This window comes from Nonomuraea sp. WAC 01424 (assembly GCF_003947315.1).
Lineage (GTDB): Bacteria > Actinomycetota > Actinomycetes > Streptosporangiales > Streptosporangiaceae > Nonomuraea > Nonomuraea spiralis.
Map to the genome: position 1 here is coordinate 295,957 of NZ_QHHZ01000009.1, position 21,194 is coordinate 317,150.

A 21,194-nucleotide genomic window follows, 5' to 3' on the forward strand; every position below is an offset into this window, starting at 1 on the left:
GGCCTGTCCGGGGCTGAGGCCGGGGTCTTCGGACCCCGGCCTTTCGCCGTCCGGGGCTCAGGCCGGGGTGAAGCGGAGGCGGAGGGTGGCGGGGGCGGGGTGCAGGTCGTACCGGGGCAGGGTGCCGGGGCCGCAGGTGGCGGTGCCGATGCCCTGCTGGGCGAGGTCCAGGTGGAGGTGTACGCGGTCACCGGCCACCAGGTCGGGACGGTGGCGGGCCGCCGCCAGCTCGGCGGTGCTCCACCGGCGCGCCGTCAGGCCGAACACCGGGTCGCCGGCGACCTTGAACCCGGGTGTCCCCGCCGGGCCGCCGAACTCGGCCCACCGCACGTCGGCGCGGTGCCCGTTCTCCTGCGGGTAGACGTAGGGCGTCTGGAGGTCGTCGATCGTGGCGGTCCAGCGGCCCACGCGGGCGGCCATCCCGGTGTCGGGGTAGGCCTCGCCGGGTCCCCGGCCGTACCAGGTGACGTGGGTGATCTCGCCGGGGAGCGTCAGGTGCACGCCCAGGCGCGGGATCGGGCCGGGCCATTCGCCGTCCGGCTCGACGTCCACGGTCAGGTTCAGGGTGTCGTCGGACGTCGCGGTCCAGGTGTAGGCGACGCGCATGCCGAGGTCGGTGGCGGCGGGAGCGACCCTGACGCGTACGGTGAGGCCGTACGCGTCAGGGGTGCCGGTCTCGACGCCGTCCACGCGGTGGGTGAGGTGGCGCAGGCCGAGCCCTCGCCATTGCCGGTCCAGGCCGCCGTAGCGGTCGTTGTCGGTGGGGGCGCGGTAGAGGTCGAGGCGCGGGCCTTCGACGTCCAGCCCGAACAGGCTCAGCAGGCGTCCGGTGCGGGCGTCGAACTCGCCGCCGCCCAGAACGAGCCGCCCGTCGCGGGACTCGGGGGTGGCGGGCAGCCCGGTCGGCTCCCGGGCCGGGGGGTCGGGGGTCTCGAGGGGGGTCTGGGTCCAGGCGAGTTCGTGGCCGGCGGGGGCCCAGGGCTGGTCGGTGGCCAGGACGGCGCGGATGGTCAGCCAGTGTTCCCCCGCCGTTCCCGCTGCCGGGGGCAGGTCGGGCAGTTCGATCTCGCCGCCTGCCGGCGGGACCTCCAGGGGGAACTCCGCGACCGGCGTCCCGTCGGCCTCCACGGCGGCCCGGAAGGCGAGATGGGCCAGGTCGCGGAAGTCGTACCGGTTGAGCACCCGCAGCACGCCGTCCCCGAACTCGAACCGCACCGGCTCGAACACCTTCTTCAGGTCCAGCAGCCCGGGAGAGGGCGTGCGGTCGGGGAACACCAGCCCGTCGATCACGAAGTTCGCGTCGTGCAGGGGCTCGCCGTAGTCGCCGCCGTAGGCGTACTCGTGGCGCGGGTGGGCCAGGCCGTGGTCGATCCACTCCCACACGAACCCGCCGGCCAGCCGGGGGTGGCGTTCGAACAGCTCCTGGTACTCGGCCAGCCCGCCGGGCCCGTTGCCCATGGCGTGGGCGTACTCGCACTGCAGGAACGGCATCGCCCGCCGCCGCGCGTCCAGCGCCGGGTCGTCCAGGGGGTCCTCCTCGCCGCGGCCGATGGCCTCGACCTCGGCGTGGGAGGCGTACATGCGGGAGTAGACGTCGGTGTTCGCGCACGACCAGTCGCCCTCGTAGTGCAGCGGCCTGGACGGGTCGCGCTCGCGCGTCCAGTCGGCCATGACGGCGAGGTTGCGGCCGACGCCCGCCTCGTTGCCGAGCGACCACATGATGACGCTGGGGTGGTTCTTGTCGCGTTCGACCATGCGGCGCATGCGGTCGAGCAGCGCCTCGGCCCAGCGCGGGTCGTCGGTGGGGTTGCGGCGCCAGCCGACCTGGCCGAAGCCGTGCGTCTCCAGGTCGCATTCGTCGACGACCCACAGGCCCAGTTCGTCGCACAGGTCGAGGAAGTCGGGGTGCGGCGGGTAGTGGCTGGTCCTGACGGCGTTGACGTTGTGCCGTTTCATGAGCAGCACGTCCTCGCGCATGGTCTCGTACGGGACCGCGCGGCCGTGCCGGGGGTGGAACTCGTGCCGGTTGACGCCCTTGAGCAGCAGCGGGCGGCCGTTGGCCAGGAGCACGCCGTCCTGGATCGACACGGTGCGGAAGCCGACGCGCAACCGCACGGTCTCGTACGGCATGGTCAGGACGGCCTCGTACAGGCGGGGCGTCTCGGCGGTCCACGGCTCGGCCCGAACGGTGATCTCGACGCCGGGTTCCAGGTCGCGTACGCCGAGCTCGGGGACGCTGAGGCGGCCCTCGGCGGCCTCGAAGCTCAGCCGGCCGTCGTGGGAGGCGTGCACGAACACGTCGGCGGCCGACCGGGTGAGGGTGACGTCCCGGAAGATGCCGGGCAGCCACCACATGTCCTGGTCCTCCAGGTAGCTGGCGGCCGACCACTGGTGCACGCGCACGGCCAGCACGTTGCGTCCCGGCCGCAGCCAGGGGCCGGCGTCGAACTCGACGGGCAGCCGGCTGCCGGTCGAGAAGCCCAGTTCGTGGCCGTTCAGCCAGACCCGGGCGAAGGAGTCGACGCCTTCGAACCGCAGCCTGCCGCCGCTCCAGCCGTCCGGCAGGTCGAAGGCGCGCCGGTAGTCGCCGGTCGGGTTCTCGTCGGGGACGTGCGGCGGGTCCACGGGGAAGGGGTAGGAGACGTTGGTGTAGGCGGGGGCGCCGTGGCCGTGCAGGGGCCAGTGGGCGGGCACCGGCAGCTCGTCCCATGCGGAGTCGTCGAAGCCGGGCCGGGCGAAGTCGTCGGGGATGTCGGCGACGGGCGAGAGGCGGAAGCGCCACAGGCCGTTGAGGTCGAGGGCGGGGGCGTCGGAGCGGAGTGCCGCACGGGGTTCGAGACGGCCCGAACCGGGGGCGAAGGTTTCGAGATCCATCTCCTCCGACACTAGAGGTTCGGGGTGGTCCCGTCAGCGATGCCCGTTCCGGTGGTGCTTGGACTTCCTGCGGCGGTTGTTGGAGGAATGCGAGCGCGCGGGTGGGCGGCCGGGGGGGAGCCGGCCAGCAGGCTCTCGGCGACCGCGTCCACGGCGGTGTCGCCGGGCAGGAAGTCTGTGCTGTGCAGGCCGGCGGCGGTGTCCACGCCGACGAACATCATGAGTGAGGGCGCGACCGAGGCGTAGTGGGAGAAGTCGTCGGCCCCGCAGGAGCGCAGCTCGCCGTCCACCGCCCGTCCCTGCTCCCGCAGCAGGGCGGCGGCGCGTACGGCCAGCCCGGGGTCGTTGACCAGGACGGGCTCGCCGGGCAGGATCGTCACCTCGGCCACGCAGCCGCACGCCCTGGCGACGTCCTCGACCACCTGGGTGAACCGTTCGTGCAGCTCCTGGCGGCGGGCCTCGGACATGGCGCGCAGTGTGCCCCTGGCCACGGCCTCGCCCGGCACGGCGTTGGGCGCGGTGCCGGCGTTCACCGTGCCGAACGTGACGACGGTGGGCGCCATCGGGTCGGCGGCCCGGCTGACGACCTGCTGGGCGGTGACGATGACCTGTGCCATGGCCACCACGGGGTCCCTGGTCAGGTGCGGGTAGGCGGCGTGGCCCTCCACTCCCCTGACGACGACCCTGAACTCGTCGGAGGAGGCGTTGACCGGCCCCGGCACGCAGGCGACCGTGCCCTCCTCCAGCAGGGGCTGCACGTGGGCGCCGACCATCGCGCGCACCTGGTGGCGGTGCAGCGCGCCGGAGCCCACGACGTCGGAGGCGCCCGAGGGGAACCCCTCCTCGCGCGGTTGCAGCACGACCAGCAGGGGCGGGTCGGCGCCGAGCCGGTCTAGGGTCCTGGCCAGGGCGACCACGGCGGCCAGGTGCACGTCGTGGCCGCAGGCGTGCATCGCGCCGCCGGTGGCGGCCCAGGGGACGCGGGTGCGTTCGGCCAGCGGCAGCGCGTCCAGCTCGCCGCGTACGCCGACCGCCGGGCCGGGGCCGCCGACGCGCAGGACCGCGCCGGTGCCGGCCACGTGCTCGGCCGTACCGGCGGGCAGGGCGTCGAGCACCAGCGTCCGCGTGGGGCCCTCCTCGCCCGACACGCAGGGCATGGCGTGCAGCTCGCGGCGCAGCGCCCGCGCGGCGGGCAGCTCCCGCCGCAACGCCTCCCGCAGCAGCACGTGGACGGCGCCCGCCTCGCCGGCAGCCCCGATGACGGCCCCGATGACGGCCCCGTCGACGGGCCGGTCGATCGTACGGCCCCGAAAGTCGTTCACCGCGTGCCCTCCTCGCGTGCGCCGAGTCCGTAGACGCGCCGCGCGTTGTCCGCCCCGACCATGGCCGCCACCCGCATCGCCTGGGCGGCCGACCACTCTCCCTCCACCACGAACCGGCCGAGCACGCGCGCCATCGCGCGCCGCCACAACACCGCGCCCAGGTGGTGCAGCTCGGCCGGCCCCCACCCGTCGGACGAGAACAGGATCTTGGCGAACGGCGCCACCTCCAGGCTCTCGGCCACCAGCGCCACGCCGCGCGCCCCGCTGTAGGTCACGCCGAGCCCCACGTCGAAGAAGACGTTGGGGTAGGCCTGCGCGAGGAACCCCGCGTGCCGCTGGAAGGGGTAGCAGTGCAGCAGCACCAGCGGCACCCCCGACGGCTCGGCGCGTTCGACGAGGCCGCGCAGCAGCAGCGGGTCGGCCCGGCGCAGGTCGAGGTCGGGGTCGCCGAGGCCGGTGTGGAACTGCAGCGGCAACCCCCGTTCGATGCCGGTCCAGATCAGGTGCCGCAGCAGCACCGGGTCGGTCAGCCGGCCGCCGGAGCCGAGCCAGCGCCCGGCCGCCTCGGTGACCTCGGCCCGGCCCGGCGGCTCCGGGTCGAGGTCGAGGCCGTGCCGGTAGGCGGCGACGGTCTTGAGCCCGCGTGCCTGGGCGGTGCGATCCCACAGCGCCTCCGCGAACGCCTGGGCGAACGTGGCCGCCCCGCACCCGCCGGCCGCGACCTGCTCGGCCACCGTCTCCAGGCGTACGATCTCGTCGGCGGGCGAGCCGGTGACCTCCGCCATGCCGGACGGGCCCAGGATCTCATCGCCCCGGTAGCCGGTCTCGACCAGGTAGTGGGCCACGCCCGCGGCGCCCAGCAGGAGCCGGTTGACCTCCTCGGCCCCCAGGCGGGCCCGCCTGGCCAGGTACTCCTCGGGCGGGCAGTGCGGTTCGAGGCCGAGTACGGGCGCGCAGTGGCGCAGGACGGCGTACCCGACCTGGGAGTCGAACTGCGTCATCCATTCCGGCACCGGCCGGTCGGACTCGGTGATCAGCTCTTCGAACGCGCCGCGCGACAGGTCGTGGGCGACGGCGCCGTGGACGTGGTGGTCCACCAGCGGCAGTTCCTCGATGGCCCGGACGAACCCGGCCGGGGCGAGGTCGAGGTCAGTGGACATCGGCGCTCCGGCGGCCGGGCGGGGCGGTGGCGTACGAGTCGGTCACGGAGAGGTCTTCTCCCCCGTGGGGGCGAGGATGAACCACCCGGACCGCGACCGGCTCTCCCGCTAACGGGCCGGGGCGGGCTCGGCGAGCTGCTGGACCAGCCACGGCAACGCCTGCGGCAGCTCCCTGTTCCAGGTGTTGAAGTTGTGGCCGCCGCTGGGCAGGATCAGCGACGAGGCCCGCATCGGCGGCCTGACCGCGTTCAGGAAACGTTCGGTCGGCAGGTAGTCGGCCTCGCCCTTCCTGCTGCTGGTGACGAGCACGGCGACGGGCGGGGCGGGCAGCCTGGCCAGGCGCCACATCAGGTCGTTGCGGTCGGCGAGCGCCTTGTCGCCGTGGAACAGGTCGCCGGTGGTGCCGTCCACGATGGTCTTGTAGTAGCCCGACAGGGAGACCGCGGCGGAGAACGCGTCGGGACGGCTCATCACGATCTTCAGCGCGCAGTAGCCGCCGGTCGAGCCGCCGAGGACGCCCCAGGAGTCGCGGCCGGGCGCCGCCCGGTAGTGCGCGGTCACGGCCTGCCGTACGTCGTCGGCGAAGTACGTCAGCGCCTGCGGCCCGTTCGGCACGTCCACGCACTCGGTGTCGCGCGGCAGCACCACGCTCGGCCGCATCATGACCAGGACGGCCGGGTTGACCTGGTGCAGGGCGATGGCGTGCGCGAGGCGGCCGGGCAGGTCGAGCCGGGTCATGAGGTTGCGCGGGTCGCCGGGGTAGCCGGTGAGGGCGATGATCGCGGGGAAGCGGCGGGTGGGCTCCTTGAAGTAGGCCGAGGGGAGGAACACGTACGCCTCCTCGCTGAGGTGCGTGCGCGCGCCCGGCAGGGTGACCTCCTCTATGCGCCCGCCGGGGACGGCCCGGCTGTCCAGCACCCGCAGCCCGGCGGCGGCCCCGGCGGCGGTGATCTGGGCGGTGCCGGTGTCGGCGCCGAGCAGGTCGTCCCAGGAGCCGTAGAAGCCGAAGTAGTAGTTGACCAGCAGCGCGAGCGCGGCCACGGTGAACGTCTGGCAGGCGGCCAGCAGGCCCACCCGGCCCAGCACCGGCGGCGTGCCCCGCCCGGCCAGCCGCGGCCACAACCACACGGTGGCCGACAGCGCGGCCACGGCGAGCGCGGCGACGGCCACCAGCAGCACGATCGAGGTCAGTCCCATGGACAGCAGACATATCCCGGCGGGCGTAAGCGCGTGGTTAACGAGGAGATTAACCCGGAGGGGCTTCAATCGTTGGTGTGAAGCGTCCATGGATCCTCGCGCTGGCGGGTTACTCCTCGCTGGTCATCGGCCTGCTGGACATCGCCAAGGCCGTCGCGCCGCGGCTGGAGCACACGCGGATGGGGCAGTGGTCGGACCTGCTGCCCGGGACGGTGACGACCGTGGCGCGGGCGACGTCGCTGGTGGTCGGCATCATGCTGGTGATGATCGCGCACGCGCTGCGCCGCGGGAAGGTGCGGGCCTGGCGGGCGGTGGTGGTGCTGCTGCCGGTCAGCGCCGTCATGGGCGTGCTGCACCTGCGCCCGGTGACGGCCGCGATCAGCGTCGTGCTGCTGGCCGTGCTCGTGGCGGGGCGGCGGGAGTTCTCCGCGCTGCCCGACCCGCGCTCGCGCTGGCGGGCGCTGTGGAACCTGCTCGTGCTGGGCGTGATCGACCTGGGGCTCGGCTATCTGATCGTGAGCGCCAGGCCGGGCGCGCTGGTGGGCCGTCCGGGTGTGCTCGACCGGCTGGAGCACGTGGCGCTCGGGCTGGCGGGCATCGAGGGGCCGGTCACGTTCACCTCCGAACGGGTCTCCGACCTGGTCTACTTCTCCCTCGTCGCGCTCGGCGCGCTCACCGCGGTCACGACGCTCTACCTGGCGCTGCGCCCCGAGCGGCCGGTCGCCGAGCTGACCGCCGACGACGAGAGCCGCCTGCGCGCCCTGCTGGACGCGCACGGCGAACGCGACTCGCTCGGCTACTTCGCGCTGCGCAGGGACAAGAGCGTGTTGTTCTCGCCGTCGGGCAAGGCGGCCGTGGCCTACCGTGTCGTCTCCGGCGTGATGCTGGCCAGCGGCGACCCGACCGGCGACCGCGAGGCGTGGCCGGCGGCGATCGCCGCGTTCATGACCGAGGCGCGGCGGCACGCCTGGGTGCCGGCGGTCATCGGGTGCGGCGAGGCGGGCGGCGAGGTGTGGACCCGGGTGGCGGGGATGTCCGCGCTGGAGATCGGCGACGAGGCGATCGTCGAGGTGGCCGACTTCACGCTGGAGGGCCGCGCGATGCGCAACGTGCGCCAGATGGTCAACCGCACCCGCCGCGCCGGGTACGCCTGCCGGGTGCGCCGCGCCCGCGACGTGCCCGAGGAGGAGAAGGAACGGATCCGGCACGCCGCCGGGCTGTGGCGCGGCACCCAGACAGAACGCGGCTACTCGATGGCGCTCGGCCGCTTCGGCGACCCGGCCGACGCCGACTGCGTGGTGGCCACCGCCTCCAGGGACGGCGAGCTCAAGGCCGTGCTGCACTTCGTGCCGTGGGGGGCGCGGGGCGTCTCGCTGGACCTGATGCGCCGCGACCGCGACGCCGACCCCGGGCTCAACGAGTTGCTGATCGCCGAGACGCTGCGGGCCGCGCCGGCGCTGGGGATCACGCAGGTGTCGCTCAACTTCGCGATGTTCCGCGCGGCGCTGGCCCGCGGCGACCGGCTCGGCGCGGGCCCCGTGCTGCGGGCGTGGCGGTCGGTGCTGGTCTTCCTGTCGCACTGGTTCCAGATCGAGTCGCTCTACCGGTTCAACGCCAAGTTCCGCCCGATCTGGGAGCCGCGCTTCGTCGTCTACCCGAACGCGCGCGACCTGCCCAGGATCGGCGTCTCGGCGCTGCAGGCCGAGGCGTTCATCCCCTCGGGCCTGCCCCTGCGCGGGCGGCTGCGGCTGCCCCGCTTACCCCGCCACGGCACCACGCCGGCGCCGCTGGCCCCCTGACGCGCACGGCGGCGGGTCAGGGAGGGGCAGCGGTGCCGGTGCCGGACCACATGGCGTTGAGGCGGCCGACGGTGGCCTGGTAGGCCCGCTCGGCCTCCGGCGTGAGGACGACGTCGGCGCCGGGCCCCGCGGCGGCCAGGCGTTCGCGCAGCACGATGGAGTCGGCGGTGTCGGCCAGGTCGAGCAGGCCGCTGAAGCGGGCGGCGGCCGAGACCAGCTCGGTGGCGGGCAGGTCGGTGCCGACCGCGTCGAGGGCCTGGCGGACCACGCCCTTGCCGACCGCGCCGAGGCCGAGCGCCATGGCGGCCGCCGACAGGGTGGCCACGTCGAGCGGGTCGATGTCGACCAGGCGCAGCGGCATGTGCTCGACCTGGCCGCCGGGGGCGTACAGGCGGCCGGCGAGGCGGCCGGCGGTGGCGCGCCTGCCCTGCGTGGGGCCGATCGCCCGCCACAAGCGGCGCAGCGCGGTCAGCGCGAGGCCGTCGGCGAGCGCGCCGGGCAGCGGCGAGCCGACGGACTCGGCGGCGCGCAGCACCAGCAGCAGCCTCTCCAGCTCGCCCACCGCGCGGGCCAGCTCTTCGCCCAGGTCGGGCACCAGGACCACGCGCGAGCCGAGGCCGGTCATGTGGGACTCCTCACGGAGCCTCGTCGTCGAACGGCGGAGGGGTCAACCGGAGGGTCACACTCGGAGAGTACGCCGCCTGTCAACGCCGCACACCCCACGGGAGGCGGGCGGCCCGGCCGTGTGGGAGGATCTGGCCTCGATGGGTCCGTGGTCGGTGGTGCGCTGGTTGCGTGCGGCGAGCTTCGCCGGCACGTGCGCCGCCCTGGCCGCGCTCGGCCACGTGGCGGGCGGCGGCTGCTTCGACCCGAAGGCGTTGCTGGCCGGCTTCCTGCTGGTCCTGGCCCCGGCCCTGGCGCTGACCGGGCGTGAGCGCACGCTGGCGGCCATCGTGCCCGCGACGGGCGCCTCGCAGGTCGTCCTGCACGTGTTGCTGTCCGTGGGCGGCGACCATCCCGAGCCGCCCCCCGCCGCCGAGCTGGGCCACCTGCACGACGCGGGCGCCCCGGGGCTGGGGATGCTGCTCGTGCACGCGGCGAGCGTGCTGCTGACGTCGGTGTGGCTGCGGTGGGTGGAGTCGGGGTTGTGCGCCCTGGTCCGCGAGCTGGCCGGGTGGGTGCTGCGCCCGCTGCTGGTGTTGTTCCTCGCCGTGGCCGGGTTCGCCGCGCCGCCGCGCGCGCCGGTGGCCGGGCGCGAGGACGTCACGGCCCGCGTACGGCTGTTCCTGCGGCACGTGCTGGTGCTGCGCGGGCCGCCCACGGGTGGACCGGAGCCGCGGTGGCCGGTCCGTACGACGGTCGTGGGCCCGCTCGCCTGAGCGCGCCCGCGGTCCCTCGCGCGCCCGCGACCCCCTCGGTTCCTCCGACGACCAGCCCGGCTCGCCGCCGCGCCCCGCCTCCGCCATGGAGCCGGCGCGGCGTGCCCGCGACTCGACTCAGAGGACATCACCCATGAGATCCACCCGTACCCGCCGAGCCTCGGCGCTCGCGCTCGTGCTGCTGGCCTCGGCCTGCGGCGCGCCCGCGGCGACCGGCGGCCAGACGCCCACCGGCGTCCAGCCCGCCGCCGGCCGGACCGTCTACCCCCTCACCTTCGACAACTGCGGCATGCGGGTCACCTTCCGCCGCCCGCCGCAGCGCGTGCTGATCCTGAACGGCACCAGCGTCGGCGAGGTGGAGAGCTTCCTGATGCTCGGACTGGACAAGACCGTCCTGGCCAACGCCCAGAGCTACGGCGTGTCCGACGACCCGTCCATGACCGGCCGGATCAAGGCGCTGCCGACCGGCGGCCTGACCATGAACAAGAACTTCGACGTGCCCGCCGAGCAGGTGCTCAGGCTCAAGCCGGACCTGGTGGTCTCCACCTGGTCGGGCGGGTTCGACGCGAGCAGGGGCTTCGCGACCCGCGAGCAGCTCGCCGCGGCCGGCATCACCTCGCTGGTCAATCCGGTGAACTGCGCGATGGGCAAGCCGGAGGCGAGCGAGCAGGAGAAACGCGCCTACCGCAACCAGTCGATCAACTCCTCGCTGGAGTTCATCGGCCTGCTCGGGCGGGTGTTCGACGTGCAGCGGCGGGCGTTCGACCTGATCGGACGGCTGCGGGCGCGGGTGGAGTCCGTACGGGCCCGCGTCGCGTCGCTGCCGCCGAAGAAGGTGCTGATCGCCTATCCCGGCATGGCCATGATGAACGCCAACGGCCTGCCCGCGGTGATGACCGGCGGCATCTACGACGACGTGATCAGGGCGGCCGGCGGGGTCAACGCCTTCGCCGGCCAGACCGCCGACATGACCCGCACTCTCAACCGCGAACAGCTCGCGACCGCCCAGGTGGACGTGCTGGTCGTCGGCCTGTTCACGCCCGCGGAGAACGGCGAGGAGGCCGCGGCGAAGCTGTTCGCCGCCTACCCCCACTGGGCTGCGGCCAAGTCCAGGGCCTTCACGGTCGTCTCCGACGGCGTCTACCTCGGGCCGCTCAACGCCTGGGCCGTGGAGAAGATCTCCAAGGCGGTGCATCCCGGTGACTGACACGCTGACGGCCCCGCCGCGCCGCGGCGCGCCCGTCCCGCCGCGGCGGCGGCCGCACGCGGTGTCCGGGCGGGCGACCGGGTTCCTGCTGGCCGGTCTGGGGGTCGCGCTGGTCGCGTCCCTGGTGATCGGGATCTCCGTCGGGTCGGTGAACCTGCCGCTCGGCCAGGTGTGGGGGGTGGTGTGGGCGTACCTGACCGGGCGCGGTGACCAGGCCGACCCGCTGCTCGCGCAGGTCGTGTGGGAGATCCGTACGCCCCGCGCGCTGCTGGCCGCGCTGGCCGGGGCCGCGCTGTCGGTGGCCGGGGTGGCGTTGCAGGCGCTGGTCCGCAACCCGCTGGCCGACCCGTACGTGCTGGGTGTGTCCTCGGCGGCCTCGCTGGGCGCGGTGCTGGTGCCCGCGCTGGGCGGCGGCGCGCTGGCCGGGCTGACCGGCGCGGTGGGCGTCACCGGGGCCGCGTTCGCCGCCGCGCTGCTGTCGGCGCTGGTGGTGTACGCGCTGGCCCAGCGATCGGGGCGGCTGCTGGACTCCTGGCTGGTGCTGACCGGTGTGGCCGTGGGCTACCTGTGCTCGGCGGCCACCACGTTCGTGCAGCTCCAGCTCAACCCGACCGAGTTGCAGGGCATGATGTTCTGGCTGATGGGCAGCGTCGCGGGGGCGTCGTGGGCGGATCTGGGCGTGCCCGCGCTGCTCGTCGTGTGCTGCGTGGCCTGGTTGTGCTCGCAGGCGCGCGCGCTCAACGCGCTGCTGGCCGGTGAGGAGTCGGCCGTCGCGATCGGCGTGCCGGTCGCCGCGCTGCGGATCGGGTTGCTGGCGGCCGGGTCGCTGCTGACGGCCACGGTGGTCAGCGTGGTGGGCGGCATCGGGTTCATCGGGCTGATGGTGCCGCACATGGTCCGGTTCGTGGTCGGGGCCGACCACCGCCGGGTGCTGCCGGTGTCGCTGCTGGCCGGCGCGGTGTTCCTGGTGCTGGTGGACCTGGCGGCGCGGGTGGCCGACCGGCCGAACGAGCTGCCGGTGGGGATCTTCACCACCGGGCTCGGCGTGCCGTTCTTCCTGTGGCTGTTGCGCCGGCGGCGGGCGGGAGGCGGCGATGCGGCTTGACCTCGCGGGCGTCAGCGCGGCGATCGACGCGCGGCCCATCGTCACCGACGTCACCCTGAGCGCCGGGCCGGGCGAGTTCGTGGCGCTCGTCGGGCCCAACGGCAGCGGCAAGTCCACGCTGCTGCGTACCGTCTACCGGTCGCTGCGTCCCACGGGCGGCGTCGTCCGGCTGGACGGCGACGACCTGTGGCGGATGCGGCCCCGGCACGCCGCGCGGCGGCGGGCGGTCCTGCCCCAGCACAACCCGGCCGGGGACGGGTTCTCCGTCGCCGAGGTCGCGGCGGCCGGCCGGCACAGCCACAAGCGGGCCCTGGACCGGGAGAGCGCGGCCGACCGTACGGTGGTCGCCACCGCCCTGGAACGGGTCGGCATGGACTGGGCGGCCGACCGGCTGATGACCACGCTGTCGGGCGGCGAACGGCAGCGCGTGCTGCTGGCCCGCGCGCTGGCCCAGGAGGCGCCGCTGCTGATCCTGGACGAGCCGGGCAACCACCTGGACGTCGGCTCGCAGCTTCTCCTGCTGGACCTGATCCGCTCGCTCGGTCTGACGCTGCTGGCCGCGCTGCACGACTTGGACCAGGCCGCCGCCTACGCCGACCGGATCGTCGTCCTGCGCGAGGGCCGGGTCGCCGGGCAGGGCCCTCCGCTGGAGGTGCTGACGCCGGCCTTCATCGAGGAGGTCTTCGGCGTCCTGGCCCACGTCGGACCGCATCCGATCACCGGCCGGCCGCACGTCGCGGTGGCGTCCAAGGCAGGAGGTAAGCGCCTGCCCTAGGGCCGGTCAGCACTCGTCCCCCGGTGTGGAGCCTTCCCGGCGACACCTGACCGCACGGCTATAAACGGAGCGGAATGGATCTTCGTCGGAAACGGGCCGGGGGGCTGAGTTGATCAGCAAAGTGGGACGAATGGCCGCGGGCGTCGGCCTGGTCGCGGCGGTGTGCGTACCGGAGCGGGCGGTCGCCGTCCGAGCGCCGGCCCCGGCGCCCGCCCCCGCGGCGGCGCCGGTGCTGAACCTGGTGCTGGACGGCGACCGGTTCTCGCTGCGCGACGCCTTCGCGATCCTGGAGGGCCGTCCCGTCGTCGCGCGGGTGTCGGACGCGGCGCGGGCCCGCATGGCCAGGTCGCGGGCGGGGGCGCTGGCGGCGCTGAGCGGCCAGCGCGTGTACGGCTGGAACCAGGCGCTCGGCCCGTTGAAGGACCGCCCGCTCTCGCCCGAGGAGGCCGAGCAGTTCCAGCGCAACGTGCTGCGCTCGCACTCCGCGGGCGTCGGCCCGCCGCTGCCCCACGACGTGGTCAGGCTGGCCCTGGTCCTCAAGGCCAACCAGATGGCCAGGGGGAAGGTCGGCGTACGGCCCGAGGTGCCGCAGCGGCTGCTGTCCATGGTGAACGCCGGGGTCGTGCCGGTGATGCCGCAGATCGGCTCGCTCGGCACCGGCGACCTGCAGCCGCAGGCGGCGGCCGGGCTGGCCGCGCTCGGCGAGGACGCGCCGGTGCACTACCGGGGCGCGGTGGGACCGGCCTCGGAGATGTTGCCGCGCGCGGGCCTGGCCAGGACCTTCACCTTCGAGGCCGGGGAGGCGCTGCCGATCATCAGCGGCAGCACGGTGCTGGCCGCCACGCTGCTGCACGCCGTGCACCGGGCCACGGTGCTCGCCGACCAGGCCGAGGGCGCCTTCGCCCTGTTCATGGAGGCGACCAGGGCCGAGCGCGGCTCGCTGGACGCGCGTACGCACCGGGAGCGCCGCATCCCGGAGGAGGACGCGGTCGCGGCGCGGCTGCGGGCCATGGTGGCGGGCTCGGGCTGGATGACCGAGGAGGGCCGCCGGCGGCTCAACCCGGCCGACTACCACCCGCGCGTGCAGGACGCCGTGTCCGTACGGGCGGCCCCGCACATCATGGCCGGGCTGCGCCAGGTGCTCGCCGCCACCCGCCGGACCCTGCTGCGCGAGGCCAACGCCTCGACCTCCAACCCGCTGATCTTCCGGCGCGAGCGGGGCCCAGGCTACGAGTTCGTGATGGGCGGCAACTGGGACGGCTCGATCATGGGCCACCTCGCCGACAGCCTGAACGCCGAGATCACCGACGTCGGCGTCCTGTCGCAGGAGTTGTCGGGACGCCTGCTGTCGCCCCGCTGGAGCTACGACCTGCCGGCGAACCTGGCCGGCGGGAGCGTCGGCCTGAACTCCGGGATGGTGCAGGTGCAGACGGTGGCCGCCGCGCTGGTCCCGGAGATGCAGGTCAGGGCCCACCCGGCGGGCACGTTGTCACGTCCGGTCAAGGACGGCCAGGAGGACCACAACACGATGGCGATGGCCTCGGTACGCGACCTGCACGAGAACCTCGACCGCCTGGAGACCGTCCTGGCGGTGCAGTACCTGATGGCGGCGCAGGGCATCGACCTCATCGCGGCGAAGATGGCCGGCCTGCCGCTCGGGACGGTGACCCGCGCCCTGCACGCCGAGATCAGGCGGTTCATCACGCCGCTCGGCGAGGACCGCTACCTGACCCCCGACCTGGAGCGGGCGATCTCGCTGGTGCGCGGCGGCGCGCTGAGGCCGTCCGTCGAGCCGTGACCCGACCGGTCAGGCAGGGCGTTCGGAGCATCCGGCAGGTCAGGCGGGGTGCTCCGAGCACAGGCAGCCCACTCCCCTGGCGATCCACTCGCGCCCGGCCCACTCCGGGTGGCGTTCGATCATCAGGGCGGAGACCTCCTCGATGATCGTCTCCTCGCTCATCGCCGAGTCGCGGCGCGCCCACGTCTCGTCCCGCAGCAGTTCGAGGTAGTCGCGGACGTCGGCCAGCAGGCCGGGGCCGCCGATCTCGCCGTGGCCGGGCACGACCACCCGGGGGGCGCGTTCGGCCAGGCCGCGCAGCACCGCCAGCCAGCGGGTGCCGGACACGTCGGCGTCGTGCGGCGGGAACCACGGGAAGATGGCGAACTGCCCGGCCTCGACCAGGTCGCCGGTGAACAGGACGTCCGCGTCTGGCACGCTCACCACCTGGTCGCCCCGGCTGTGCGCGCGCCCGGTGGCCCGCAGCCGCACCACCCGGCCGCCGAGGTCCAGGTCGTGCTCCTGGTCGTAGACGAGGTCGGGGACGGGCTGCGCGACGCCGTCGAGCCGGTGCGCGACGCTCTCCCCGAGCCCCTTGAACATCTCCAGGTAGCCGCCGAACCTGGTCCGCAGATCGTCGGCCTGGGCCCGGTTGACCAGGTACGTCGCCTCGCCGGCGAACTCCCCCGCGCCGAAGGCGTGCTCGGGGTGGAAGTGCGTGGTCGTCAGGTAGAGCCGGCGGCCATGGGCGTGCTCGGCGGCGAAGGCCAGCACCTGCCGGGCGTTGGCCGGGCCCATGCCGGTCTCGACGACCAGGACGGCGTCCCGGCCGCCGATCAGACCGATGTTCGGCACCAGCGGCACGCCCCCGTCGGGGACGACCAGCAGGTCGGGAGCCAGTTCCCGGACGTCCGAGAGGTGGACGGCCGGGTCCGGCAGGGTGGTCTCAGTCATGGTGACTCCTCCGAAGACGGCCTCCAGTCCATCGCGCCGGACGCCGCAGCGTCCAAGTCCGGTTCTGGAGGCCCGATGTCGTTCGGGTATCACCGCAGGTCAGGGCCCTAGGATCGGTCGTACGCGGGCGGGCGGCCGGTCGGGGCCCACCTGCGGGTCACGACGTACGGGCCGGACTCGCCCATGTCCCGGGACTCGGCGGCGCGGGGCTCCGTGGCGGCGCCGGTCTTGACGGGCGCCAGGACCGGCTCGATCTCCTGTAGATATCCGTTCTGCAGCAGCCAGCTCACCGGGACCTCGTCGCTCGTCTGCGGAGCTTCGGGAATGTACCGGCTGACCACGTGATATTGCGTGCCGCCGCCCGACTGCTCGAACGCGGGCGCCGCCGGGCCCACCTCGACGCGGAACGACTTGAGCACCCGGAAGGCGTGATAATTGCACACGTGCTCGGGGTCCTGCGGGTTGGTGTTCAGATTGCGCGGCGGCAGCGCCCGCCGGATGAACAGATCACCCATCGGCGACAGGAACGAGCCCGAGTATCCGCCGAAACGGTCGAGCCGCATGCCGATCTGCAGGAACGTCGTCTTGAGCTGCAGCCGGCCGTTGGGATAATCACCGGAACGGCCGAACCCGGAGTCGGGCGGGAATCGGTAATTGTTGACGGCGTAGTCCCAGTAACGCGAGAGGAAGTGTTGCGGGCTGAGACCGCCCAGCGGCACGTAATCGCGCAGGATGCCCCCGAGGTAGCCGGTCCTGGGCAGGAGCGTCGGCCCCAGGTCCGGATCCCCGGTCAGGTACGGCGGCCCGCAGACCAGACCGCCGGTCTCTTTCTCCCCTTTCTCGGACTCGCCTTTGCCGGGCGGCGGCGTCCGCAGAAAGAGTTCCGGCTGACTGAGCCGGGTGCCCGCCTGTACGGCGATGTCGGCGTGCGCGGGCACGCCACCCGAGGCCACCAGGCAGATGGCGGCGGCCAGGACGGCAATTCGTCGGTGATATCGCATGACATTCCTGTGATCGTGCAAGTGAAAACGAATGAAGGAAGATCACGAGCAATTCGGCGATACCCGGGACGGCGGCAAGTGCGCAATTCATGAGAACGCCACAGCAATGCCCGCGCGCGTACGACCGGGTGTCGAATGCGCTGATCGACAGCTACATTCCCCGTGGTCGCCCACAATGCATCGTCGGCCTTACCAGGGAAGAGCAAAAAGTGCGGCATCAAATACAGCACTTGTTGCCATGCGACGATTTTTCTAAGTATGCTGCACTTCGCATGTCTTGTCGGGACATGCGTACCGAAGCAAGCGCATGGGACGGTGGCGTGCGGGACCGGGCACGGCCTCTGGTGGTGGCATGGATCTGAGGTTGCTCAGGAACTTCGTCGCGGTCGCCGAGGAGCTGCACTTCGGCCGGGCCGCCGAGCGGCTGCACATGACCCAGCCGCCGCTGAGCAGGGCCATCAGGCGGCTGGAGGGCGAGCCCGGCCAGCTGCTGCTGCACCGCTCGCCCGCCGGAGTCTCGCTCACCCCCGCCGGGGCCGCGCTCTACGACGAGGCCCGCGAGCTGCTCGACCGGGCTGACCGGCTGCGCTCCCGGGTGGCCGCCGCGGCGGGCCCGGCCGTGCTCACCGTGGGCACGCTCGCCGACAGCGCCGCCGAGGCCGGCACCGCGCTGGCCGCCGCCTACCGCGAGCGCCACCCCGGCGTGCGGGTCCGGGTCCGCGAGGCCGATCTGGCCGACCCGACCGCCGGGCTGCGGGCGGGGCTGGTCGACGTCGCGCTCACGCGCACCCCGTTCGACGGGACGGGGCTGGTCACGCGGGTGCTGCGCGCCGACCCGGTCGGGGTGGTCCTGCGCGCCGACGACCCGCTGGCCGGGCGCGCGGACCTACGGCCCGACGAGCTCGCCGACCGGCCGTGGTTCCGGCTGCCGGAGGGCGCCGACCCGATCTGGCGGGCCTACTGGAGCGGGCCGCGCGGGCCGCTCCACGACGGCCCGGTGGTGCGTACGGTCCACGAGTGCACGCAGGCCGTCCTGTGGAACGGCACGGTCGGGCTGACCACGCTCGGCCATCCGCTGCCCGAGGGCCTGGTGGCGGTGCCGCTGACGGGCAAGCCGCCGAGCCGGCTGGTCGTCGCCTGGGCCGCCGGCGACCCGGGGCCGCTGGTGCGCTCGTTCGCCCGCCTCGCCGCGGAGATCTACCGCACGGCCCCGCCGGGCGGCGCGGGCTCGTCGGCGAGCCGGACCGGGCGCGGAGCGGCCAGCATACGGCGATAGACCGCCTCGTAGGCCGCCGCCATCGCGCCGAGGCCGAAGTGCCGCTCGACGTGGGCCCGGCACGCGTACGGGTCCAGCCGCCCGGCCGCCTCGATCGCCGCGGGCAGCTCCTCCACCTCCCGCAGCACGAACCCCGTCACGCCGTCCACCACGATCTCCGGCACCGCTCCCCGCCCGATCGCCACGACCGGCGTGCCGCACGCCATCGCCTCGATCACGACCATGCCGAACGGCTCCTCCCACTGGATGGGGAAGACCATGCAGCGGGCGGCGGCCAGCAGCTCGCGTTTGCGCCCGGCGCCGGCCTCGCCCACGTAGGAGGCGTCGGGGCCGAGCCGGGGCCGTACGTGCTCCTCGAAGTAGGCCTGCTCGCACGGCTCGGTGAGCTTGCCGGCCAGCACGATGCGGCGGCCCGCCGCGCGGGCGGCGTCGATGGCCAGGTGCGGGCCCTTGCTGTCGCTGAACCGGCCCAGCCACAGCACCCAGTCCTCCTTGTGCTCCTGGAACGGGAACGTGGCGACGTCGAGCGCGTTGTGCACGGTGGCGATCCAGTTGAGGTCGGGCGTGCTCGCGCGCTGCGCGTCGGAGACCGCGACCAGGCCGATGTGCTCGCCGAGCGCGCGGTACACCTCGCCCAGCTCGCCGGCGGCCGGGCCGTGGCAGGTGACCACGGTCGGCGTCGCCCGGCCGAGTGCCGTGAGCGGCCCGGCCAGCGAGTGGTCGTGCACGATGTCGGCGGGCAGCCCTTCCAGCGCCCGCCATGCCTGGGCGGCGTGCAGCACCTCGGGCAGCGACTCACCGATGCGCTCCGAGGGCGCCTGCGGGTAGGTGGCCAGGAACTTGGCCGGGACCTCCGTACTGCCCGAGCCGATCAGGGTCACCTCGTGGCCGCGGCCCGACAGCCCGATGATCAGGTCGGCGAGCATCTGTTCGATCCCGCCGTAGGCCCGCGGCGGCACCTCCTCCCAGGGCGGAGCGATCATCGCGATGCGCAACGCGCCTTCCCAGTCACTTTCGGGCTCCATCATCCCAGCACCCCCTGTGCGAGTCCGATCGTCACAACGTCGACAGGCCGTTCGTCCTGCGGGCCAGGCCGGGACGGCAGGCGCCGCTGATGGGACAGCGTGGTTCGGTGATCAGCTCCATGCCCTCGGGCAGGCCGGACACCGTGGGCGTGCCGCCGTCGCCCCTGACCGCGATGTCGATCCTGGAGTCCCCCACCGGCATGCCCCTGATCGTCACGTCCCCGAATCCCTCGGGCAGCGCCGGGACCAGCCACATCTTCCCGTACTGCACCCCCGGGTCCAGCCTCAGCAGCGTGCGCAGGAGCTGGATGGGCGCGGCGGCGGCCCACGCCTGCGGCGAGCACGACGTCGGGTACGGCACCGGCTGCCGGTACTCCCCCCGGTCGAACCCGCAGAACAGCTCCGGCAGCCGCCCGCCGAAGGCGTGCGCGGCCTCCAGCAGCCCGACGGCGATGCGCTGGGCCTCCTCGACGTAGCCGTAGCGCATCAGCCCGGTGGCGATGATCGCGCTGTCGTGCGGCCACACCGAGCCGTTGTGGTAGCTCATCGGGTTGTACGCCCCCATCGACGAGGCCAGCGTGCGCACCCCGAACCCGGTGAACATCTCGGGCGAGAGCAGGTGCCCGGCCGCCTGGCGTGCCTTGTCCTCGTCGGCGATGCCGGACCACAGGCAGTGGCCCATGTTGGAGCCGAGTCCGTCGATGGGCCGGCCGCGCCCGTCCAGGCCCATGGCGTAGTAGCCGGGGCCGGGCAGCCAGAAACGTTCGTTGAAGGCGTCCCTGATCGCCTGTGCCCGCTCCACGTAGCGCCGTTCGGCGGCCTGGTCGCCCTCGTGGCAGGCGAAGTGGGCGCGGGCGAGGTAGGCGGCGTAGACGTAGCCCTGCACCTCGGCCAGCGCGATCGGCGGGCGGGCGATGGTGCCGTCGGCGAAGTTGACGCCGTCGAAGGAGTCCTTCCAGCCCTGGTTGACCAGGCCGCGATCGGTCTTGCGCTGGTACCAGACGAGGCCGTCGCGGCTGCCGTACTCCTCGATCCAGGCGAGGGCGGCGTCGGCGTGCGGCAGCAGGTCCTCGACCGCGTCGCAGTGCACGCCCCACCTGCGCACCTCGCCGAGCAGCATGACGAACAGCGGGGTGGCGTCCACCGAGCCGTAGTAGGCCCGTCCCGCGTACGGGGAGGAGTCGTCCTGGGCGCCGAAGCGCAGCTCGTGCATGATCTTGCCGGGCTCCTCCTCGGAGAGCGGGTCGACCTTGACGCCCTGGAGCCGGGCCAGCCTGCGCAGCGTCCCGAGCGCGAGCGTGTGGTCCAGCGGCAACGCCATCCAGGACGTCAGCAGCGAGTCCCGGCCGAGCAGCGTCATGAACCAGGGCGCGCCGGCGGCGATGGCGGGCGGCTCGTCCGGGTGGTCGCGGTCGAACAGGCGCAGGCTGCCCAGGTCCTCGCGGGAGCGGGCCAGGACCTCGACGAGGGCGGCGTTCGTGCTCTCCACGACGGGGGTGCTGGCGGTCCACTCGGCCAGGCGGCGGGCCGGCGCGTCGGGCCGGGCCGGGTGGGCGGCCGGGACCCGGTCCGAGGGCTCCTCGCCCTCGTGGGTCGGCGTCACGAGCAGGCTGGCGCGCCATTCGCCGCGGGCGGGCACCACGATGTTGAAGATGAGCAGCCCGGGCGCGGCGACGACCGGCGTGCCGGGCGACTCGACCATGATCCTGGCGCCGCGGGCCCGGCTCGGCGCGTAGACCACCAGGCCGCTCTCGCCGGTGGTCATCTCCACGTCGTCGGCCGACCGGACCCGCTCGGCCTTGACCTCGAACAGGTCCGCCAGGTCCGCGCCGACCTGCACCGACAGCGCGCAGCCCGCGGCCTCCTCGGACATGTTGCGGAGCACGAGATCCTCGCGCAGCCCGCCGCCGACGTAGCGCTCGCGCACCACGAGCAGGGTGCTCTCCGCCCCTCCTGGACGCGGCCTGGCCTTGCCGAGGAACGTGCCGTGGTACGGCTCGGGGATGATCGCCTGGAGCGGTTCGACGGGGTGGTCGTCCACGCGCAGGATCCAGCGGGACAGCAGGCGGGTGTCGGCGTGGTAGACGCCCTGGGCGCCGCCGGGGACGATGTCGCCGCCGTGCTGGCAGACGCAGAAGGAGCTGCCCTCCACGAGGGTGACCGTGTCGCCCAGCGCGCCGGGCTGTCCCTCGAAGGTCCATGCGTTCACGGACGAACCCCCTAGTCGTTCCCCCGGTCCCTCGCCTGCGAGGGCAGTCCCCGCACGTCAGGAGTGCTATCCGGAGGAAGAATGGGGAATCCCATGGCTGCCAAGATTTTTGGCACTTCGTACCGATATATCCG

At 73.8% G+C, this 21,194-nt stretch carries 16 protein-coding genes; 7 read left to right on the top strand and 9 right to left on the bottom strand.

Annotated elements, in window-relative coordinates:
• Positions 1-57: 57 nt before the first annotated feature.
• The 4 genes from DMB42_RS25755 to DMB42_RS25770 all read right to left on the bottom strand — a co-directional run bounded on the left by DMB42_RS25755 (position 58) and on the right by DMB42_RS25770 (position 6,553).
• Positions 58-2,874 (bottom strand): glycoside hydrolase family 2 TIM barrel-domain containing protein, encoded by a 2,817-nt coding sequence (locus DMB42_RS25755; RefSeq protein WP_125637571.1) that lies wholly within the window; start codon positions 2,872-2,874, stop codon positions 58-60.
• Positions 2,875-2,885: 11 nt separating this feature from the next.
• Positions 2,886-4,196 (bottom strand): M20 family metallopeptidase, encoded by a 1,311-nt coding sequence (locus DMB42_RS25760; protein ID WP_260477938.1) that lies wholly within the window; start codon positions 4,194-4,196, stop codon positions 2,886-2,888.
• Positions 4,193-5,356 carry an amidohydrolase family protein gene (locus DMB42_RS25765; RefSeq protein WP_125637572.1) on the bottom strand — a complete coding sequence of 388 codons (1,164 nt, stop codon included), beginning with the start codon at positions 5,354-5,356 and terminating at the stop codon, positions 4,193-4,195. Before DMB42_RS25765 ends, DMB42_RS25760 begins: the two co-directional genes overlap by 4 nt.
• 108 nt (positions 5,357-5,464) lie before the next feature.
• Entirely contained in the window at positions 5,465-6,553 is a 1,089-nt protein-coding gene (locus DMB42_RS25770) for an esterase family protein (protein WP_125637573.1), read from the bottom strand.
• Between the two features lie 77 nt (positions 6,554-6,630).
• On the opposite strand from DMB42_RS25770, the gene DMB42_RS25775 reads away from it, so the two are divergent.
• Positions 6,631-8,352 carry a phosphatidylglycerol lysyltransferase domain-containing protein gene (locus tag DMB42_RS25775; protein WP_221762328.1) on the top strand — a complete coding sequence of 574 codons (1,722 nt, stop codon included), beginning with the start codon at positions 6,631-6,633 and terminating at the stop codon, positions 8,350-8,352.
• Between the two features lie 16 nt (positions 8,353-8,368).
• Here DMB42_RS25775 and DMB42_RS25780 read toward each other — a convergent pair whose 3' ends face one another.
• Positions 8,369-8,977 (bottom strand): hypothetical protein, encoded by a 609-nt coding sequence (locus tag DMB42_RS25780; protein ID WP_125637574.1) that lies wholly within the window; start codon positions 8,975-8,977, stop codon positions 8,369-8,371.
• 139 nt (positions 8,978-9,116) lie between these two features.
• Here DMB42_RS25780 and DMB42_RS25785 point away from each other — a divergent pair, with 139 nt between their 5' ends.
• From DMB42_RS25785 to hutH, 5 genes are all read left to right on the top strand, one after another.
• Positions 9,117-9,731 carry a hypothetical protein gene (locus DMB42_RS25785; RefSeq protein ID WP_125637575.1) on the top strand — a complete coding sequence of 205 codons (615 nt, stop codon included), beginning with the start codon at positions 9,117-9,119 and terminating at the stop codon, positions 9,729-9,731.
• Between the two features lie 133 nt (positions 9,732-9,864).
• The gene (locus DMB42_RS25790) at positions 9,865-10,938 is read left to right on the top strand and encodes an ABC transporter substrate-binding protein (RefSeq protein WP_125637576.1); all 1,074 of its coding nucleotides are present in this window, start codon (positions 9,865-9,867) and stop codon (positions 10,936-10,938) included.
• Positions 10,931-12,043, top strand: coding sequence for an iron ABC transporter permease (locus DMB42_RS25795; protein WP_221762329.1), 1,113 nt, complete (start codon positions 10,931-10,933; stop codon positions 12,041-12,043). Before DMB42_RS25790 ends, DMB42_RS25795 begins: the two co-directional genes overlap by 8 nt.
• On the top strand, positions 12,033-12,818 hold the full coding sequence (locus DMB42_RS25800) for an ABC transporter ATP-binding protein (protein WP_125637577.1): 786 nt from the start codon (positions 12,033-12,035) through the stop codon (positions 12,816-12,818). The genes DMB42_RS25795 and DMB42_RS25800 overlap by 11 nt, the downstream gene beginning before the upstream one ends.
• A 130-nt stretch (positions 12,819-12,948) precedes the next feature.
• Positions 12,949-14,616, top strand: a complete 1,668-nt coding sequence (gene hutH, locus DMB42_RS25805) for a histidine ammonia-lyase (protein WP_125637578.1) — start codon at positions 12,949-12,951, stop codon at positions 14,614-14,616.
• Between the two features lie 39 nt (positions 14,617-14,655).
• On the opposite strand, the gene DMB42_RS25810 is transcribed toward hutH, so the two are convergent.
• Complete coding sequence (locus tag DMB42_RS25810; RefSeq protein WP_125637579.1) at positions 14,656-15,549, bottom strand: MBL fold metallo-hydrolase; 894 nt, start codon at positions 15,547-15,549, stop codon at positions 14,656-14,658.
• 107 nt (positions 15,550-15,656) lie between these two features.
• Positions 15,657-16,550, bottom strand: a complete 894-nt coding sequence (locus DMB42_RS25815; protein WP_125637580.1) for a TNT domain-containing protein — start codon at positions 16,548-16,550, stop codon at positions 15,657-15,659.
• 352 nt (positions 16,551-16,902) lie between these two features.
• On the opposite strand from DMB42_RS25815, the gene DMB42_RS25820 reads away from it, so the two are divergent.
• Entirely contained in the window at positions 16,903-17,826 is a 924-nt protein-coding gene (locus DMB42_RS25820) for a LysR family transcriptional regulator (RefSeq protein ID WP_125637581.1), read from the top strand.
• On the opposite strand, the gene DMB42_RS25825 is transcribed toward DMB42_RS25820, so the two are convergent.
• Both DMB42_RS25825 and DMB42_RS25830 read right to left on the bottom strand, forming a co-directional pair.
• Positions 17,748-18,854, bottom strand: coding sequence for a glycosyltransferase family 4 protein (locus tag DMB42_RS25825; RefSeq protein WP_125637582.1), 1,107 nt, complete (start codon positions 18,852-18,854; stop codon positions 17,748-17,750). The genes DMB42_RS25820 and DMB42_RS25825 overlap by 79 nt on opposite strands.
• Positions 18,855-18,882: 28 nt before the next feature.
• The gene (locus tag DMB42_RS25830; RefSeq protein ID WP_125637583.1) at positions 18,883-21,060 is read right to left on the bottom strand and encodes a glycogen debranching N-terminal domain-containing protein; all 2,178 of its coding nucleotides are present in this window, start codon (positions 21,058-21,060) and stop codon (positions 18,883-18,885) included.
• Positions 21,061-21,194 lie beyond the last annotated feature (134 nt).

What these genes read in the sequence shown, in the direction of transcription:
- DMB42_RS25755 (WP_125637571.1), bottom strand. Translation starts at nt 2,874, where the DNA reads ATGGATCTCGAAACCTTCGCCCCCGGTTCGGGCCGTCTCGAACCCCGT.
- DMB42_RS25765 (WP_125637572.1), bottom strand. Translation starts at nt 5,356, where the DNA reads ATGTCCACTGACCTCGACCTCGCCCCGGCCGGGTTCGTCCGGGCCATC.
- DMB42_RS25770 (WP_125637573.1), bottom strand. Translation starts at nt 6,553, where the DNA reads ATGGGACTGACCTCGATCGTGCTGCTGGTGGCCGTCGCCGCGCTCGCC.
- DMB42_RS25780 (WP_125637574.1), bottom strand. Translation starts at nt 8,977, where the DNA reads ATGACCGGCCTCGGCTCGCGCGTGGTCCTGGTGCCCGACCTGGGCGAA.
- DMB42_RS25785 (WP_125637575.1), top strand. Translation starts at nt 9,117, where the DNA reads ATGGGTCCGTGGTCGGTGGTGCGCTGGTTGCGTGCGGCGAGCTTCGCC.
- DMB42_RS25790 (WP_125637576.1), top strand. Translation starts at nt 9,865, where the DNA reads ATGAGATCCACCCGTACCCGCCGAGCCTCGGCGCTCGCGCTCGTGCTG.
- DMB42_RS25800 (WP_125637577.1), top strand. Translation starts at nt 12,033, where the DNA reads ATGCGGCTTGACCTCGCGGGCGTCAGCGCGGCGATCGACGCGCGGCCC.
- hutH (WP_125637578.1), top strand. Translation starts at nt 12,949, where the DNA reads ATGGCCGCGGGCGTCGGCCTGGTCGCGGCGGTGTGCGTACCGGAGCGG.
- DMB42_RS25810 (WP_125637579.1), bottom strand. Translation starts at nt 15,549, where the DNA reads ATGACTGAGACCACCCTGCCGGACCCGGCCGTCCACCTCTCGGACGTC.
- DMB42_RS25815 (WP_125637580.1), bottom strand. Translation starts at nt 16,550, where the DNA reads ATGCGATATCACCGACGAATTGCCGTCCTGGCCGCCGCCATCTGCCTG.
- DMB42_RS25820 (WP_125637581.1), top strand. Translation starts at nt 16,903, where the DNA reads ATGGATCTGAGGTTGCTCAGGAACTTCGTCGCGGTCGCCGAGGAGCTG.
- DMB42_RS25825 (WP_125637582.1), bottom strand. Translation starts at nt 18,854, where the DNA reads ATGATGGAGCCCGAAAGTGACTGGGAAGGCGCGTTGCGCATCGCGATG.